Consider the following 14,879-nt stretch of genomic DNA (forward strand, 5'->3'; position numbering starts at 1 on the left):
CCGCATTTCGAGGAGAACCCCCCATGGAGAAGTTCACGACCCACACCGGCGTCGGGGTGCCGCTGCGCCGCAGCAACGTCGACACCGACCAGATCATCCCCGCCGTCTACCTCAAGCGCGTGACCCGCACGGGCTTCGAGGACGCGCTGTTCGCGGCCTGGCGCGGCGACCCGTCGTTCGTGCTCAACCAGGACGCCTACAAGGCCGGCTCCGTGCTGGTCGCCGGCCCTGACTTCGGCACCGGCTCGTCCCGCGAGCACGCCGTCTGGGCGCTCAAGGACTACGGCTTCCGCGTGGTGCTCGCGCCCCGGTTCGCGGACATCTTCCGCGGCAACTCGGGCAAGCAGGGCCTCGTGGCGGGCGTCGTCGCGCAGGAGGACATCGAGATCCTCTGGAAGATCCTCGAGACCAAGCCCGGCACCGAGGTGACCGTGGACCTCGAGGCCCGCACCGCGCACGCCGACGACGTCACCGTGCCGTTCCAGATTGACGACTACACGCGCTGGCGCCTCATGGAGGGCCTCGACGACATCGGCCTCACACTGCAGCACGAGGGCGAGATCGCGGCCTTCGAGGCGGAGCGCGCGGCCTGGCGGCCCAAGACGCTGCCGGCCAAGCACCTGCCGAGCGTCCCGATCGAGCCGGCCCGCCCCGTCGGCTGACCCCGGTCCGCCGCAACGAGCGTGCTGACGTGTTCCTCAAACACACCGTTTGAGGAACAAGTCAGCACGCTCGATGCGTCTCCGGTCGCCGTCCTACGGCGTGCGGTGCGCGGCCAGGGCGCCGCGGACGACGTCGAGCAGGGCATCGTCGTCTAGGCCCGCGTCGCGTGACGCGGCGACCAGGGTGTACGCCCCCGTGACGATCTCTTCGGGCGGTGTGCCGGGCGCCGCCCGCGCGCCCGGCGCGGCGTCGGTGGGGGAGGGCGGAGCGACGACGGTCCCCGTGCGGCGCCGGGAGACGACGACGCCGGCGGCCTCGAGCTCGCGGTACGCCCGCTGCACGGTGCCGACGGCGATGCCCAGGTCGCGGGCGAGGTCGCGGGACGCGGGCAGCCTGTCGCCGGGAACGAGCGTGCCGACGGCGACCGCGGCGGCGACCTGTGACCGGATCTGCTCGTAGACCGGCACCGGCGAGGCGAGGGAGACGACGAGGTCGCTCATGCAGCGGCGGTGGTCGCGACGATGGTCCGCGGGCGCGCCGGGCGCCGGCGTGCGGCGAGGAGCCCCGCGATCACGGAGGTTACGGCGATGACCAGGCCCGCGACGATCGCGGCCTGGCCGACCGAGCCGAGGGTGGCGCCGAGCTGCACCGGTCCGCCGTCGTACACCAGGCTCTCGCCCCGGGACCGCACGGCACTGCCGGCGATGAACAGGGTGCCTGCCAGCGCGACCCCGAGGCACACCTGGACGGCGCCCAGCAGGCGCGCCGCGCTCGTGGCGCGCACGGCGTCGTCGTGCGGGGCGGGTACGCCGTGCAGCGGCGGACGGCGGACGACGGCGCGGAGTGCGAGGAGCGTCGCGAGGACCGTGGCGACGATCCCGAGCAGCATCGGCGCGCCGTAGGGCCAGCCGGGGTAGGGGCCGGAGGAGCCGGTGGTCACGCCGCCGTCGGGGAGCGTCACGGGGCCCGTCGCGTACGCCCGACCCGACGCGTCAGCCGTGATGCCGCACACGACCAGCGTGACGGCCAGCAGTGTGGCCGTGACCAGCACGACGACCAGGCGGGCCCCGCCCACGGAACGGGCCGTGCGGCGTCCCAGTGGCGCGGCGCGGACCTCGCCCGCGGGCCGGGGCCAGGTCCGCTCGCCGATCGCGCGGACCGCGCAGAACACGAGGGCAATGGAGAACGGCGCCATCGCCTGGAGCAGCCCGGGTGCCGGGGCCCAGCCCGGCCAGACGACCGGCTGGGCGGCGAGCGCGACGGCGCAGACGGCAGCCGCCGCGAATGCGCCCCAGGACATCAGCGCCTCGTGCCGACGCGCCGCGCGGGCGGGGTCGCCGCCGTCGTCGGTCGTGCGCCGGGAGGTGAGGAGCAGGACGAACCACACAAGGAACGCCGGCAGCACGACCCAGACCATCCCCACCAGCACGACCACAGCGGACATGCGAACCTCCTGACCGAGCGACGAGACCAATGAATCAATGGAGTGAACCATTGGTTGCCGCGTGCGTCCAGCGAGAGCTGTGCGCCGACCCGTCAGAGACGCGGCGGTCCCTGGCGTACCCGCTCGAGCAGGCGCTCCGGCGTCGCGGCCTCCGGGTCCCACCAGGAGTCGATGAACCACGTCGCGCCGGCGTCCGCGAACGCGCGGGCCTGCTCGCGGGCCTCGCCCCGGTCGGGGGAGAGCAGGCCCGAGGCGACGACGTCGAACGGTCCGGCGTCGGGCCCGCGCCGCTCGGCGATCCATCCGGTGAGCTCGCGGACGGCCTCGGGCCCGGCCTCCGCCTCCTCCGGCGTCGCGCCGCGCACCTGCACGACGATCCCGTCCCAGCGCAGGGTGCGCTCCAGGTTCTTCAGCGGTGGGTTCGCGGCGTCCCAGACACCGACGGGCCAGACGGGGATCCCGCCGTGGACCGGAGGAGCGGCGAACCGGAACGGACCGGTGCGCACCTGCGCGCCGTCGGCCTCGAACTCCTCGCCCGACCACGAGGTGCGGAGCCACTCCAGGGTCTCGTCGAGTGCCTGTGCCCGCTCCTTCAGGGCGGTGACCTGCCCGGGGACGGACGTGAAGCCGCGGTCGTCGAGCACGCCGACACCGGCCGGGAGCACCAGGCGGCCGCCGGACAGGTGGTCGACCGTCAGCGCGCGCTGCGCGAGCTCCCAGGCACGGTGCCGCGGCACCGCGAAGACCATCGCGCCCAGCGTGATGCGCTCCGTGACGGCCGCGGCGCCCGCGAGGACCGAGAACGGGTCCCAGGCGGTCAGGGCGTCGCCGCCCCAGTCGCCCATGCTCATCCCGTCCCAGCTGAAGAAGCCGTCCCAGCCGTGCGCCTCGCACTCCCGGGCCAGAGCGACGTTCTGCTGCGGGGTGCCGAAGCTGCCGACGAACCCGAACCTCATGCGCGTCTCCTTCGTCGTCCAGGGATCTCTGCCGACGCTACGCGCGGCGTCCGACACGGCCGTGGAATCCAGGGAACGTAGGGTGTGCGGGTGCCTGACGAGAACGAGAAGCCCCTGGTCGAGATGTGGACCGACGGTGCCTGCAAGGGCAACCCCGGCATCGGCGGCTGGGGTGCGCTGATGCGCTCCGGGGAGCACACCAAGGAGCTCTACGGCGGCGAGACCGTCACGACGAACAACCGCATGGAGCTCACCGCCGTCGTCGAGGGCCTGCGGGCGCTCAAGCGGCCCAGCACCGTGGTGATCCACGTCGACTCGTCGTACGTGATGAACGGCATGCGCACCTGGATCGCCGGCTGGAAGCGCAACGGCTGGACCACCGCCGCCAAGAAGCCCGTGAAGAACGTGGACCTGTGGCAGGCGCTGGACGCCGAGGTCACCAAGCACGACGTGCGCTGGGTGTGGGTGAAGGGGCACGCCGGCGACCCGGGGAACGAGCGCGCGGACGCCCTGGCGAACCTCGGGGTCGACTCCGTCCGCTGAGCCGGCGGGGAAGGTGCGACGGACGTCACGCCGCAGGGGGTGGCGCGCGCTAATAGGCTGGGCCCATGGCTTCCCACTACGACGTCGTCCTCCTCGGGGCTGGCCCCGGCGGCTATGTCGCCGCGATCCGTGCGGCCCAGCTCGGCAAGTCCGTCGCCATCATCGAGGAGAAGTACTGGGGTGGTGTCTGCCTCAACGTGGGCTGCATCCCCTCCAAGGCGCTGCTGCGCAACGCGGAGCTCGCCCACATCTTCAACCACCAGGCCGACTTCTTCGGCATGTCCGGTGACGTGACGTTCGACTTCGGCAAGGCGTTCGACCGGTCCCGCGAGGTCGCGGACGGCCGCACCAAGGGCGTCCACTTCCTCATGAAGAAGAACAAGATCACCGAGCTCGACGGCCGCGGCACGTTCCGCGACGCGAACACGATCGAGGTCGCGCTCAACAAGGGCGGCACCGAGACGGTCACGTTCGACAACGCCATCATCGCCACCGGCTCGCAGGTCAAGCTGCTCCCGGGCGTCGAGCTGTCCGAGAACGTCGTGACCTACGAGAAGCAGATCATGACGCGCGAGCTGCCCGAGTCGATCGCCATCGTCGGCGCCGGCGCCATCGGCATGGAGTTCGCGTACGTCCTCAAGAACTACGGCGTGGACGTCACGATCATCGAGTTCCTCGACCGCGCCCTGCCGAACGAGGACGCCGACGTCTCCAAGGAGATCGCCAAGCAGTACAAGAAGCTCGGCATCAAGCTCCTCACGTCGACCGCCGTCCAGACGATCAAGGACAACGGCTCGTCCGTCACCGTCTCCTACAAGGGCGTCAAGGACGACAAGCCCGGCGAGATCGTCGTCGACAAGGTGCTCTCCGCCGTCGGCTTCGCGCCGAACGTCGAGAACTTCGGCCTCGAGAACACTGGCGTGCAGCTCACCGAGCGCGGCGCCATCGCCATCGACGACCACATGCGCACCAACGTGCCGCACATCTTCGCCATCGGCGACGTCACCGCCAAGCTCATGCTGGCGCACGTCGCGGAGGCGCAGGGCGTCGTCGCCGCCGAGACCATCGGCGGGGCCGAGACCCAGACCCTCGGCGACTACCGCATGATGCCGCGCGCCACGTTCTGCTCCCCGCAGGTCGCGTCGTTCGGCCTCACCGAGCAGCAGGCCAAGGACGAGGGCTACGACGTGAAGGTCGCCTCCTTCCCGTTCATGGCCAACGGCAAGGCCCACGGCCTCGGCGACCCCACCGGCTTCGTCAAGATCGTCGCCGACGCCAAGTACAACGAGCTGCTCGGCGCCCACATGATCGGCCCCGACGTCTCCGAGCTGCTGCCCGAGCTCACCCTCGCGCAGAAGTGGGACCTCACCGCCGACGAGGTCGCGCGGAACGTGCACACGCACCCGACGCTCTCCGAGGCCATCCAGGAGTCCATCCACGGCATCGTGGGGCACATGATCAACTTCTAGGAAGTAGGTCAAATCGGACACCGTCCGATCGACTGGTCAGAGGCCCGGATCTGCGAGTTTTCGCAGGTCCGGGCCTCTTTTCTGTCGTGGTGCGGCCCGGACACCTAGAGACAGGAGTACCCCCTCCGTGCCACTAGAAGTGGCACGCAGGTGGCACGAGACCAGGAGGTCGAGATGGCTGGGAAGGGTACGGCGCGCCAGCGCCGCGAGTCGTGGGGCATGCTCCGTCAGCTGCCGTCGAAGCGGTGGCAGGCCCGGTACACGGGCCCCGACGGCAAGGTGTACTCGGCGCGCACGGAGGGCGGGCAACCGCTGACGTTCCTCACGAAAACCGACGCGCGAGGGTTCCTCAACCAGACGCACGCGGCGATCGTGCGTGGGGAGTGGGAGTCGCCGGAGGACGCGGCCCGACGGCGGGAGGCCGAGGCGGCGGAAGCCGCGCGGCGGGACGTCACGTTCCGCGAGTACGCCTTGGCGTGGCTGGACCGGGTCCAGCACGAGCCGGGCAAGGGCGGCCGGACGCGGCGGCCGGGGACCGTGATGGTGTACCGCGGGCGGGTGCGCAACCACCTGCTGGGACCGCTCGGCGACATGCGGGTGCGCGACATCGACTCCGCCGTCGTGCGCGCGGTGTCGACCCAGCTCGCGGCGCGGCCGTCGGTGCTCAAGCCGGGCGCCGACCACAACGGGATCGCCGGCGACGCCGTCGACCTGCTCAAGATGATCCTGCGCGCCGCCATGCGCGACGGGCTGCTCGAGACGATGCCGGACGTCCCAACGCCGTCCCGCCGCTCCGTGCGGCACGACGCCGACCACACGCCCGAGGACGACGTCGCCACGCCGCAGCAGGTCGACGCGCTCTACGCGGCCGCGCCGCCGCACTGGCGCATCGCCGTGCTGCTCGCGGCGTGGTGCCAGCTGCGCCGCGGCGAGGTGCTCGGGCTGCAGCGGCGCGACGTCGTCTGGAACCTCGACCGCACCGCCGCCACGCTGTACGTGCGGCGGCAGAAGAACGGCCTGACCGGGCAGCTCTCCGACCCGAAGTCCGAGAAGGGCGTGCGGTCCATGGCGGTGCCGCCGCTGATGGTCGAGCGGCTGCGGGAGCACCTCGACACGTTCGTCGGGACGGGGAAGAACGCGCCGGTCGTGCCGCTGCGGGAGCGGGGCAACCAGCACCTGTCGACGACGACGTGGAACAACGCCTGGGCGGAGGCGCGCGAGCAGGTGGCCGGGCTGCCCCAGGGATACAGGTTCCACGACCTTCGGCACACCGGGCTCACCCGCTTCGCGCAGGAGGGCGCGACCCTCGCCGAGCTGATGCGGCGCGGAGGCCACTCGGACGTCAACGTCGTGCTGCGGTACCAGAAGGCGACCATGGCGCGGGACATCGACCTCGCCGCGCGGATGAGCGCCACCGTGCTGTCGGAGCTCGAGTCCACCCGTGGCGACGACGGCACACCTATGTCGTGACGGCGGCACGAGCGTGCCGCCGGGGAGGAGCAGGGCCATGGCAACCGCGCGCGTTCAGGAACGGCCGACCGGGCGAGGGCGACTCGTCGCCCTCGCCGTCGCGGCCGACGAGCTCAGCGTGTCGGTCAAGACCGTCCGACGACGCATCGCCGACGGCACGGTGACCGGGTACCAAGTGGGGCGGCTCATCCGCGTCGACCTCGACGAGCTGCGCGAGCGGCTGGCGGTCGTCATGCCGGCAGTGCGCCGGTAGCTGCCGGGTGCTTGCTCAGCGCGCTCTGGTGAGCTTGACCATCCTGCAGGGGTCATCGCTCGGAGCCACCAACGATCCTTGGCGGGTCGGCATCGAGCCGGGCGAGTGTGCCGTTGTCGTACTCGGCGAGGGTCACGTGCTCGACGGCTGTTCCGCCCGATCGGATCGTGGCCGCCAGGGTGCGAGCGTTGGCCCGGCAGGCACTTTGCTCCCGCCCCGTGGGGTAGGCACGGTCGATCGTCTCGGGAAGGACGAGCCGGCCGCCTACTTGGGGGTCCTTCGTCCGGCCCTCCCACCATCGCTCGACGGCACGCCTACCCGCGATATCGCGGTCGACCTCGACCGAGATGATGTGCAGCCGGTCGTAGTCGGCCTTGGCGAGCGACTGGAGCAGCCGCTCACCGTACGCAGGCGACGCCATCGTTCCCTCGATGACGACATCCAGTCGGTCCGCGAGCGCAGTGCGGCGGACGGCGTTGCATACCTCGGTCGACACCGTCTGCAGGAGAGGGCTCAGCTCGAGGGGGCGAAAGGTGCCACCGTCCGGGAGAGGTGCACCGACCAGGTCGGTGTAATCGCCTCGCTCGGCGCACCAGGACGCGAGGAACGTCTTGGCGACGTCCGCATCGATCACGAGACGTGTCGACAGGTCGCGGACGGCGGTGGTGAGGATGCTCGACTTGCCGGCTCCGGGTGGGCCGGCCGTGACGACGACGCAGGTGCCTCGGCTCGTCACGCCCTCCGCGTGAACCTCGAGGTACCAGTCCCGCGCTTCGCGGACGACGCGACGTAGGTCGCCGCGAGTCAGGAGCGAGTCGAGCGATGTACCACCCCGCACCAGGGCGAGCGCCGCGTCGTAGGTCTCGTCGCGCGAGTCAGTCACGCGCCTCAAGAATCCGGTCGATCTCTTCTTCGGAGAGGAAGCCGTCCTCGCACAACGACTCGAGCTCCTGCTGAGAGTCCTCGGAGAGGACGCCGTCGACCGGGTCGACGACGCGGGGGACCCAGTTCTCGGAGGCGACCAGCTGCTCCACCATCGCGTCGGATGAGCCGCCTTCGACGAACCGCCGCAGCACGATCTCCTCGACCGATTCCTTCTCCGCGGACAGCGCACGTGCTCGGACGATCAGGCGATGCACGCTCGGCTGCGAAAGGTGCGCGAAGCGGGCGATCTCTCGCTGGGGCATACCGTCGAGCGAGGCGAGGTAGACCTGGCGCATCTGCTCGATCTCGGCCAGACGGGCGCGCGCGTACGCCAGCTTCAGCTCGGATCTGTGCTCGATGACGGGTGCGATGCTCATGGCTGACCTCCTTCTTCACCGACAGGGTATCCAGTGATTCAATCTGAATCAAGGTCTCGATGTTGTTCGCCGGCGGAGCTGCTCCGCACCGCAGGGTGGAGTGGCGCACGTGGCAGCAGTCGCGCGGACTTGGACCGCGTGAACGGCCGCCCACCCCCTGCGCCTTGACTTGGGATAGGAACCTCTCCGGGAACGGTCGAGCGTGAGTGGTTTCTATCCACGGCCATCGGTCCCGAGGCTGCGACGTCTCGTGGTGTGGTTCGCCCGATCGGCTGGCGAAGGGCTACAGCTCGGGCCCTCGGGCGCCGACGACAGCGGCGAGGCTCCGCACCAGGTTCCCGGGAGTGTGGGCGGCGTCGCATGCCGCCCGGCCGAGCTGGCGGCGTGCGTGCTCCCTCGCGACGTCGCGCACGTGGGCAGGACGTCGCCCGGCTCGCCGAGCGCCTCGTTCAGGGTGACCTGCTCCTCGGAGAGGCCGTCCTCCGCGTTCTCGGAGCGCGGCGAACGGGGCCCTGCGTCAGGCGGTGGCCGAGAGCTCGCGGTCGAGGAACGCCACCAGTCGATCGAGGGCAGGTCCCGACGCGGCGCACCACCCGGGGAACGAGAAGATGCCGTGCGGGCTGTCCGTGAAGTGCGCGTGATCGACCCGCACGCCGGCGTGGCTCAGGGCGGCGGCGTAGCGCTCGCCGTCCTGGCGCAGGTAGTCGTGGTCAGCCGTGAGGACGAACGCCGGGGGAAGGTTCGCGTGGTCCGAGGCGAGCAGTGGTGACAGAAGCGGGTCGCTCGGGTCGCCGTGGTCGCCGAGGTAGGCGGAGACCGACCAAGGGGCGTCGGCGGGTCGCCCGAAGGGCCAGGTCGACCGGGGATTCATCATCGGCGCGTCCGGACGGAGGTCGAACGCCCCCTGCAGCAGGCCTTGCGCGCGGATCCGTGGCGCTCGCCGGTCGCGCGCCATCAGCGTGACCGTTGCGGTGAGCGTTGCTCCCGCGCTCTCGCCCACGACGGCGAGCCTTGCTGCATCGCCACCGAGCGCGCCGGCCTCGTCCGCGACCCAGCAGGTGACGGCGAAGCAGTCCTCGCCCGCCGCAGGCGCCGGGTGCTCGGGAGCCAGGCGGTAGCCCGGCGAGACGACCACGGCGCCGAGCCGTGCCGCGACGTGGCTCGACAGCCACGTCGTCATGTACTCATCGCCGTAGACGAAGCCGCCGCCGGGCAGCGTCACGATGAGCGGGCGGGCGTCGACGTCACGACCGGGCGGCCGGTACAGCCGCGCGGGGATGTCCCCGGCCGGCCCCGGCATGGTGATCTCCTCGACGACGACCGTGGACTCCGGGCGGCCGTTGAGGAACTCGCCGATCCATCGCGGCCCGGCGTGAGCGCGGAGGATCCGTCGCTTCGCGTCCGACATCGTCGCGGCCGGGCCCACGGCCGCGTTCAACGCCGCGCTGAGGATCCGCACCCGCCACGGCAGCCCCATCCGACCCACCTCCCGCTATCTCGGGTAGACCACGTACTGGGCGACGACGGATACGACGGCAAGCAGGCCACCGGCGATGGCACAGCGGCGGCGCCACGGTCGGGGGAGGGCCAGGGCGAGAAGGAGCAGTGCGAGGCCGAGAAGCCAGCCGTCGTGCCACCAGGCCAGCGGCTCGGAGACGACGAGCCGGACCCAGTCCTCCTGGTACTGGCTCGGCGCTGACAGCAGCCAGTCCCCGGGCAGCGTGGCCGGGTCGACCCCCGGCCCGAGGTCCACGTAGACCGGCTGAGACTGGAAGATGGAGAAGGGTGCGAGCGGACCGGTGAACAGCCAGTAGACGTGCGTGATGAAGTACCCGGTCGCCAACGCCGTCAGCGCCGCGGCGAGGGAACGCATCCGTCGTCCCGCCGCGGCGCCGACCGCGACGGCGAGGATCAGGCCCGCGACGGGCTGCGCCAGCTCGCCGGCCGTGAAGTAGGCGTGCGCGGTCGCGCCCGGCGGGTTGCCCAGGGTGAGGCCGCCGAGCTTCCAGATCCGGACCACCATGGCAGCGAGGGCCAGGACCGAGACGGCCACGGGTACGACCGACGCCAGGAGACGCGCCAGCGCCCGGTGGCCCTCACGGACCGGGGTCGCCTCGCCCACGTTCAGGCGCTCGCGGTGGAACGACAGGGCGGCCAGGGCAGCGGTGGCGAACTGGAGACCGATGGCGGGCCACGGAAAGCCCTGGTAGTGGGCTCCGGGCCAGGGCTCGGGCTCGCCGTAGGCCCACGTCCCCCAGGCGCACGCGAGCACCGCGAGCGCCAGGAGCGGGTTCCGCACCATGCGACCGGCCTCGAGGCGGGCCAGAGCGACGACGTGGGTGCGCTGTCGAGCGACGACGCCCGGCTGCGGGGCGAGGACCGTGCTCATCGTGACCTCCCGAATGCGATGGCGGCTCCGGCGACAGCGAGAACGTGCCAGGGGTGGGTGAACCACCAGGTGGTGACGTCTCGGACAGGCGCGGGCAGGGTGTCGAGCAGCCGCGCCGCGGCCAGCCAGCCTGCAGGGACGGCTGCGGCGACCGCCGCGCGCCGCGGCGGAAGCCAGGTCGCGACGGCGAGCCCCGTAGCGGTCAGCGCGAGCATCGGCAGCACGACGTCGGGCCCGATGTCGATCGCGGAGACGGCTGCTCCGGCCGGGACGACGACCCCGCCGACGCCTGCGAGCCGGAGCATCCGCCTGGCCAGCCGGCCGGTCGGCACGGCGGCGAGGAGCTCGTCCGCCGGGTCGTGCAGGGCAGTGGCCGCCACGCTGGCGAGCACCGCCGCGACGATCGGCGCCACCGACATCCCCTCGGCCGAGCGGGCCAGCAGTGCCGCCACCACCGCCGCTGCGGCGACGGCGACCGTGAACGGCCAGCGCAGAGCCCTCCCCGTCGGCCGGAGCGCCTGCCGTGCCGTGGCCGGGCTCACGACGGATCCCGGACCGCGAGCAGATACCCGTCCTCGAGGGTGGCCGCCGCCGGGCTGACGCCGGCGGGCAGCGTGCCCAGGTGTCGGTAGGCGCCGTGGGGAGTGGCCCACGACCTGGCGCCGTCCGCCGCCGGCTGGTCCGACTCCCACACCCGCCCGGCGGCGAGGTCGCGAAGGCCGTCGGGCGAGCCGTGGAACCGGACCGTGCCGTCCACCAGGATCACCACGGTGTCGCAGAGGGCGGCGACCTCGGCGGTGTTGTGGGTGGAGACCACGACGGTGCCGCGGGTTGCCGTCGCGGCCAGCAGTGAGCGGAGCTCGAGCCGCTGTTCGGGGTCGAGGCCGCCGGCGGGCTCGTCGAGGACGAGGAGGTCAGGGCTGCCGACGAGCGCTGCGGCCAGGGCGACGCGCTGCCGCAGCCCGCCGGACAGCGATCGGATCTTGGCGTGCTTGCGATCGCCGAGACCGACCAGCTCCAGCACGCGGAGGCACTCGCGGTGGCGCCAACGACGGTCGGCGTGCTCCTTCAGGACGGCGACGTAGTCGACGAGCTCGAACGCGGTGAACGACTGATACAGGTCGGGGCTCTGCGGCAGGTAGCCGAGGCGGCGGCGGATCTCCAGTCGCTCGGACGCGACGGCCGGGTCGTGGCCCAGGACGTCGAGCCTGCCGGCGTCCGGGGCGAGCACGGTGGCGAGCATCCGCAGCACCGTGGTCTTCCCGGCGCCGTTCGGGCCGAGGAGGCCGACGACACCGCCGGTGACGCTGAGGTCGATCTCGTCGACGGCGACCGTGCTGCCGAACCTCTTGGTGAGGCCGGAGGCGGTCACGCCCGCCGTGGCGTGTCTCGTGGTCACGGGTACCTCCGGTAGTCGAGGCGGTCGCGGCGTGCCGCGACCAGGGCCGCGGCGGCGAGCGCTACGAGCAGGGTTGTGGCCTGCACCGGCAGGCTCGCGATCAGTCCGGCGACGATCGCTGGGCCGTTGTGCATGCTGGCGATCAGCACGCCCATGGCCCAGGTGGCCCCGACGACGGCGGTGACGACGGCCGGTTCGACGCGCGTCGTCCCGGCGAGCAGCACGAGGCCGGACAGCGCCAGGCCCGGCAGCAGCCAGGCCAGTGCGAAGCGGGGGGACAGGCCAGAGGCCAGCGCACCGACGACTCCGATCGGTGCGGCGATGGCCGCCACCAGGACCGCACGCCGGGCCACCAGCCGGATCCCGGCGACCGGGGTCGCCTCCGAGAGCTCCCCCGCGGGGTCGGTCTCGCGCCGGAAGGCGAACAGGACCGCGACCATGGGGGCGAGCGGGGCACTGGAAAGGAGCGCGGTCGCCACGTACTGCTCCCCGGACCAGAGGGCGACGAGCGGCAGGGCCAGCACGAGGACCACGCTGATGGCCAGCGCCGCGGCCAGCGGTCCTGTCGAGGCCGCCACCCGGACCAGGAAGTGGCGCCCGCCGGCGATGTCGAGCTGAGCGTCCAGGGCATCGCTGACGGTCTGCCACCGGCGCTCGGAGTCGGTGACCGCGTCGGGCATGTCGACCGCACCGAGAGCCCGCCGGCACCGCGCGCAGCTCAGCAAGTGGGTCTCCAGCGAGGCGGCGAGGAGCAGACCTGCGGCACCGCCGCGGTAGGTCGCCAGGTCCTCGGCCCCGGGATGCCACGTCGTCATGCGAGCGCTCCTCTCAGCTCCGCGCGGGCGCGGCTCATGCGGCTCTTGACCGTGCCGCTGGGGATCCTCAGCCAGGCCGATGCCTCTCGGGTCGACATCCCGTCGAGGACGATGGCCTGGACGACGGCGCGCAGCTCGGGCGACAGGGACTGCAGCGCCGCACCGACGTCGCTGTGCTCGAGGCGCTGGAGCACCTGTTCCTCGGGCGATGGCTCGGTCTCGTGCCGAAGCTGGATCAGGCGCTCGATCACGTTCTTGCGCGGCTGCAGCTGGTGCAGCAGCGCGCGGATCGCGATGCCCCAGATCCAGGCACCGACCTGTCCGTCGCCGCGCCAGCCCGTCGGCTTGCGCCAGACCGCCAGGAACGTCTCGGAGACGGCCTGATCGACGACGGCCCGGTCCGGGCACCGGTACGACAGTCGGGCCGACAGCCATGGCTCGTGCCGTCGGAACAGCAGATGCAGGGCGTCCCGCTCGCCGTCGGCGATCGCGCGCAAGAGCTGGGCGTCGGTGGCTTCCTCGCCCAGGCTCAGCGGACCCTCGTCGGACATCACACTCACCTGTGCCGCCCAGGACTCCGGCTGGTTCACCGCGTCAAGGGCTATTTCCGATGGTGACAGCATCCCGCGCACCGGCACGATCAGGGCTCGGGCTCGATCAGCGCGCTGACGGGGCGCCGCTGTGGGGGACGCCGGGGCGAACGTGAGCGTGGTGCCTCAGGCGCGCGACCCGGCGGCCGGCGGCCGCGACGAGGTCGCGGATGCCCCGGGCAACACTGCCCCGCGTCGCCTGCTGGAACCGCTGCTCGCAGGCCCCCAGTCGCTCGGGCGTCCAGACCTGGTGGCGGATTTCTTCCTCGCGACCGAGCGCGAGCTCGAAGCTGAAGGACATGGCTCCTCCTTCGCGGGTGGGCCGGGTCGGACACCCGGCCCCCTGCGGTTACCTCCTTGTGCCACCGCGCGTCCCGGGTGGTTCGCGGCCACCAGCCGCGTGCGGAACCGAAACCGACGCGGCGCGGCACAGACCGTCGAGCCGAGACCTTCGGCCCGGCGAGAGGAGACCCTCATGTCCACCCACCACTCGCGGCGCGGACGCCCGACACGACGCCGCGCCGGGTTCCTGATCACCGCCCTCGCCGCGTTCGTCCTGAGCGCGTGCGGTCCAGGCGACAACGGCGGAGGAGGCGGTGGCGGTGGCGGGGGCGGCGAAACGGACCCGCCACCGTCCACCGTCTTGCTGATCTGCCAAGCGACCGGCGAGCTCATCGGAGCGGTGAACGCCGGGGCCGCCGAGGACGAGATCGGAGGCCACGTCCAGCGGATCCGTGACCTCAGCCTCGACGACCCTCAAGCGGATCCGACGATGGGAGTCGTCTCCGCGGTCTGGAGCATGGCCGACGCGTGGCAGGGGTATCTGGCCCTGCGCGAGGATCCGGAGCTCAGCGACGGCGGCGCAGCGTTTCTCGCCATGGTCGAAGCCCTGCGGCAAGAATGCAGCGCAACACTGCCGTGACTGAAGGCGAGCGAGCCATCTCCAGTTCGAGAAGGAGTGTCATGATGTCAACTCTCCAAGAGCAAGCGACCATCATCACCGGCGACCCGAACCTCGCCAGCGACCAGAAGGAAAGGCTGGTCGACGCCGTGTTGTGCAGGGCAAGCCAAGGAGTCGCCGAGGCAAGCCCAGTAGTCTCCGACAAGATCTGGCTCCTGCTGATCCGAGGCTTGGTGCTCCTCGCCGCAATTTCCTTGGGCGGCCTGGTCTACGCGATACTCGACGGAAACGACAGCACGAGTCCTGACTTGCTGCTCACGGCCTTCTCGACCGCACTTGCCGGACTGCTGGGACTTTTCGTGAACCCGTCGAAATAGCGCCAACGCATACGGGTCTACCAGCGCAACGACGGCGCGTAGGCGGAGAGCGCCTGCTGCACAACCTGGTCGGCCATTTCGACGAGGCCGGCGTCGTCGCCCAGCTCGGCGAGCCGGTTATTTCGGTGCCAGGTCGTGCGCGGGAGCAGGGCCGGGGTACAGCGACTCCCGAACGCCGTGAACGCGAGGCTCGCATGCGCGTCGGCGCAGATCCCGGTGCGTCAGACGGCCGGAGCTGTCCCCGCGGGCGTTCGAGCCGTCACCCCTGGACACCGCGCCGGTTGACCCGGCGGCACCGCGCCGGGCCGA

At 71.8% G+C, this 14,879-nt stretch carries 19 protein-coding genes; 7 read left to right on the forward strand and 12 right to left on the reverse strand.

The window, feature by feature from the left end; translation table 11 throughout:
• Window positions 1-23: 23 nt before the first annotated feature.
• A complete protein-coding gene (gene leuD / locus ACH436_RS00420; RefSeq protein ID WP_430558208.1) occupies window positions 24-662 on the forward strand; it encodes a 3-isopropylmalate dehydratase small subunit in 639 nt (212 codons plus the stop codon).
• Between the two features lie 93 nt (window positions 663-755).
• On the opposite strand, the gene ACH436_RS00425 is transcribed toward leuD, so the two are convergent.
• The 3 genes from ACH436_RS00425 to ACH436_RS00435 form a co-directional block, all read right to left on the reverse strand.
• The gene (locus ACH436_RS00425) at window positions 756-1,163 is read right to left on the reverse strand and encodes a GntR family transcriptional regulator (RefSeq protein WP_430558209.1); all 408 of its coding nucleotides are present in this window, start codon (window positions 1,161-1,163) and stop codon (window positions 756-758) included.
• Complete coding sequence (locus tag ACH436_RS00430; RefSeq protein ID WP_430558210.1) at window positions 1,160-2,107, reverse strand: hypothetical protein; 948 nt, start codon at window positions 2,105-2,107, stop codon at window positions 1,160-1,162. The genes ACH436_RS00425 and ACH436_RS00430 overlap by 4 nt, the downstream gene beginning before the upstream one ends.
• Before the next feature lie 92 nt (window positions 2,108-2,199).
• The gene (locus tag ACH436_RS00435; protein ID WP_430558211.1) at window positions 2,200-3,063 is read right to left on the reverse strand and encodes an LLM class flavin-dependent oxidoreductase; all 864 of its coding nucleotides are present in this window, start codon (window positions 3,061-3,063) and stop codon (window positions 2,200-2,202) included.
• A 123-nt stretch (window positions 3,064-3,186) separates the two neighbouring features.
• Between ACH436_RS00435 and rnhA the strand changes: the two genes are divergently transcribed.
• The 4 genes from rnhA to ACH436_RS00455 all read left to right on the forward strand — a co-directional run bounded on the left by rnhA (window position 3,187) and on the right by ACH436_RS00455 (window position 6,798).
• Entirely contained in the window at window positions 3,187-3,606 is a 420-nt protein-coding gene (gene rnhA, locus ACH436_RS00440; protein ID WP_430559124.1) for a ribonuclease HI, read from the forward strand.
• A 65-nt stretch (window positions 3,607-3,671) separates the two neighbouring features.
• Window positions 3,672-5,075, forward strand: coding sequence for a dihydrolipoyl dehydrogenase (lpdA, locus tag ACH436_RS00445; protein WP_430558212.1), 1,404 nt, complete (start codon window positions 3,672-3,674; stop codon window positions 5,073-5,075).
• A 174-nt stretch (window positions 5,076-5,249) separates the two neighbouring features.
• Complete coding sequence (locus ACH436_RS00450; protein ID WP_430558213.1) at window positions 5,250-6,545, forward strand: tyrosine-type recombinase/integrase; 1,296 nt, start codon at window positions 5,250-5,252, stop codon at window positions 6,543-6,545.
• A gap of 37 nt (window positions 6,546-6,582) precedes the next feature.
• Window positions 6,583-6,798, forward strand: coding sequence for an excisionase family DNA-binding protein (locus ACH436_RS00455; protein ID WP_430558214.1), 216 nt, complete (start codon window positions 6,583-6,585; stop codon window positions 6,796-6,798).
• 52 nt (window positions 6,799-6,850) lie between these two features.
• Here ACH436_RS00455 and ACH436_RS00460 read toward each other — a convergent pair whose 3' ends face one another.
• The 9 genes from ACH436_RS00460 to ACH436_RS00500 all read right to left on the reverse strand — a co-directional run bounded on the left by ACH436_RS00460 (window position 6,851) and on the right by ACH436_RS00500 (window position 13,593).
• The gene (locus ACH436_RS00460; protein WP_430558215.1) at window positions 6,851-7,681 is read right to left on the reverse strand and encodes a zeta toxin family protein; all 831 of its coding nucleotides are present in this window, start codon (window positions 7,679-7,681) and stop codon (window positions 6,851-6,853) included.
• Window positions 7,674-8,099: a sigma factor-like helix-turn-helix DNA-binding protein gene (locus ACH436_RS00465; RefSeq protein ID WP_430558216.1), complete on the reverse strand. Its 426-nt coding sequence runs from the start codon at window positions 8,097-8,099 to the stop codon at window positions 7,674-7,676. Before ACH436_RS00465 ends, ACH436_RS00460 begins: the two co-directional genes overlap by 8 nt.
• A 517-nt stretch (window positions 8,100-8,616) precedes the next feature.
• A complete protein-coding gene (locus tag ACH436_RS00470) occupies window positions 8,617-9,576 on the reverse strand; it encodes an alpha/beta hydrolase (RefSeq protein ID WP_430558217.1) in 960 nt (319 codons plus the stop codon).
• A 15-nt stretch (window positions 9,577-9,591) separates the two neighbouring features.
• Entirely contained in the window at window positions 9,592-10,488 is an 897-nt protein-coding gene (locus ACH436_RS00475; protein WP_430558218.1) for a hypothetical protein, read from the reverse strand.
• Window positions 10,485-11,030 carry a hypothetical protein gene (locus tag ACH436_RS00480; protein WP_430558219.1) on the reverse strand — a complete coding sequence of 182 codons (546 nt, stop codon included), beginning with the start codon at window positions 11,028-11,030 and terminating at the stop codon, window positions 10,485-10,487. Before ACH436_RS00480 ends, ACH436_RS00475 begins: the two co-directional genes overlap by 4 nt.
• A complete protein-coding gene (locus tag ACH436_RS00485; RefSeq protein ID WP_430558220.1) occupies window positions 11,027-11,887 on the reverse strand; it encodes an ABC transporter ATP-binding protein in 861 nt (286 codons plus the stop codon). Before ACH436_RS00485 ends, ACH436_RS00480 begins: the two co-directional genes overlap by 4 nt.
• Window positions 11,884-12,702, reverse strand: coding sequence for a hypothetical protein (locus tag ACH436_RS00490; RefSeq protein ID WP_430558221.1), 819 nt, complete (start codon window positions 12,700-12,702; stop codon window positions 11,884-11,886). Before ACH436_RS00490 ends, ACH436_RS00485 begins: the two co-directional genes overlap by 4 nt.
• A complete protein-coding gene (locus tag ACH436_RS00495; RefSeq protein ID WP_430558222.1) occupies window positions 12,699-13,292 on the reverse strand; it encodes an RNA polymerase sigma factor in 594 nt (197 codons plus the stop codon). Before ACH436_RS00495 ends, ACH436_RS00490 begins: the two co-directional genes overlap by 4 nt.
• A 67-nt stretch (window positions 13,293-13,359) precedes the next feature.
• Window positions 13,360-13,593, reverse strand: coding sequence for a hypothetical protein (locus ACH436_RS00500; protein WP_430558223.1), 234 nt, complete (start codon window positions 13,591-13,593; stop codon window positions 13,360-13,362).
• 174 nt (window positions 13,594-13,767) lie between these two features.
• Between ACH436_RS00500 and ACH436_RS00505 the strand changes: the two genes are divergently transcribed.
• Together ACH436_RS00505 and ACH436_RS00510 are read left to right on the forward strand one after the other, a co-directional pair.
• Window positions 13,768-14,214, forward strand: coding sequence for a hypothetical protein (locus ACH436_RS00505; RefSeq protein ID WP_430558224.1), 447 nt, complete (start codon window positions 13,768-13,770; stop codon window positions 14,212-14,214).
• 44 nt (window positions 14,215-14,258) lie between these two features.
• Complete coding sequence (locus ACH436_RS00510; RefSeq protein ID WP_430558225.1) at window positions 14,259-14,570, forward strand: hypothetical protein; 312 nt, start codon at window positions 14,259-14,261, stop codon at window positions 14,568-14,570.
• Window positions 14,571-14,879 lie beyond the last annotated feature (309 nt).

Source organism: Isoptericola sp. NPDC019693 (assembly GCF_044389085.1).
Taxonomy (GTDB): domain Bacteria; phylum Actinomycetota; class Actinomycetes; order Actinomycetales; family Cellulomonadaceae; genus Isoptericola.

Coding starts and splice junctions, on each gene's coding strand:
- ACH436_RS00465 (WP_430558216.1), bottom strand. CDS start 8,099: ATGAGCATCGCACCCGTCATCGAGCACAGATCCGAGCTGAAGCTGGCG.
- ACH436_RS00500 (WP_430558223.1), bottom strand. CDS start 13,593: ATGTCCTTCAGCTTCGAGCTCGCGCTCGGTCGCGAGGAAGAAATCCGC.
- ACH436_RS00430 (WP_430558210.1), bottom strand. CDS start 2,107: ATGTCCGCTGTGGTCGTGCTGGTGGGGATGGTCTGGGTCGTGCTGCCG.
- ACH436_RS00510 (WP_430558225.1), top strand. CDS start 14,259: ATGTCAACTCTCCAAGAGCAAGCGACCATCATCACCGGCGACCCGAAC.
- ACH436_RS00450 (WP_430558213.1), top strand. CDS start 5,250: ATGGCTGGGAAGGGTACGGCGCGCCAGCGCCGCGAGTCGTGGGGCATG.
- ACH436_RS00470 (WP_430558217.1), bottom strand. CDS start 9,576: ATGGGGCTGCCGTGGCGGGTGCGGATCCTCAGCGCGGCGTTGAACGCG.
- ACH436_RS00435 (WP_430558211.1), bottom strand. CDS start 3,063: ATGAGGTTCGGGTTCGTCGGCAGCTTCGGCACCCCGCAGCAGAACGTC.
- ACH436_RS00475 (WP_430558218.1), bottom strand. CDS start 10,488: ATGAGCACGGTCCTCGCCCCGCAGCCGGGCGTCGTCGCTCGACAGCGC.
- ACH436_RS00490 (WP_430558221.1), bottom strand. CDS start 12,702: ATGACGACGTGGCATCCCGGGGCCGAGGACCTGGCGACCTACCGCGGC.
- ACH436_RS00505 (WP_430558224.1), top strand. CDS start 13,768: ATGTCCACCCACCACTCGCGGCGCGGACGCCCGACACGACGCCGCGCC.
- leuD (WP_430558208.1), top strand. CDS start 24: ATGGAGAAGTTCACGACCCACACCGGCGTCGGGGTGCCGCTGCGCCGC.
- lpdA (WP_430558212.1), top strand. CDS start 3,672: ATGGCTTCCCACTACGACGTCGTCCTCCTCGGGGCTGGCCCCGGCGGC.
- ACH436_RS00455 (WP_430558214.1), top strand. CDS start 6,583: ATGGCAACCGCGCGCGTTCAGGAACGGCCGACCGGGCGAGGGCGACTC.
- ACH436_RS00425 (WP_430558209.1), bottom strand. CDS start 1,163: ATGAGCGACCTCGTCGTCTCCCTCGCCTCGCCGGTGCCGGTCTACGAG.
- rnhA (WP_430559124.1), top strand. CDS start 3,187: ATGTGGACCGACGGTGCCTGCAAGGGCAACCCCGGCATCGGCGGCTGG.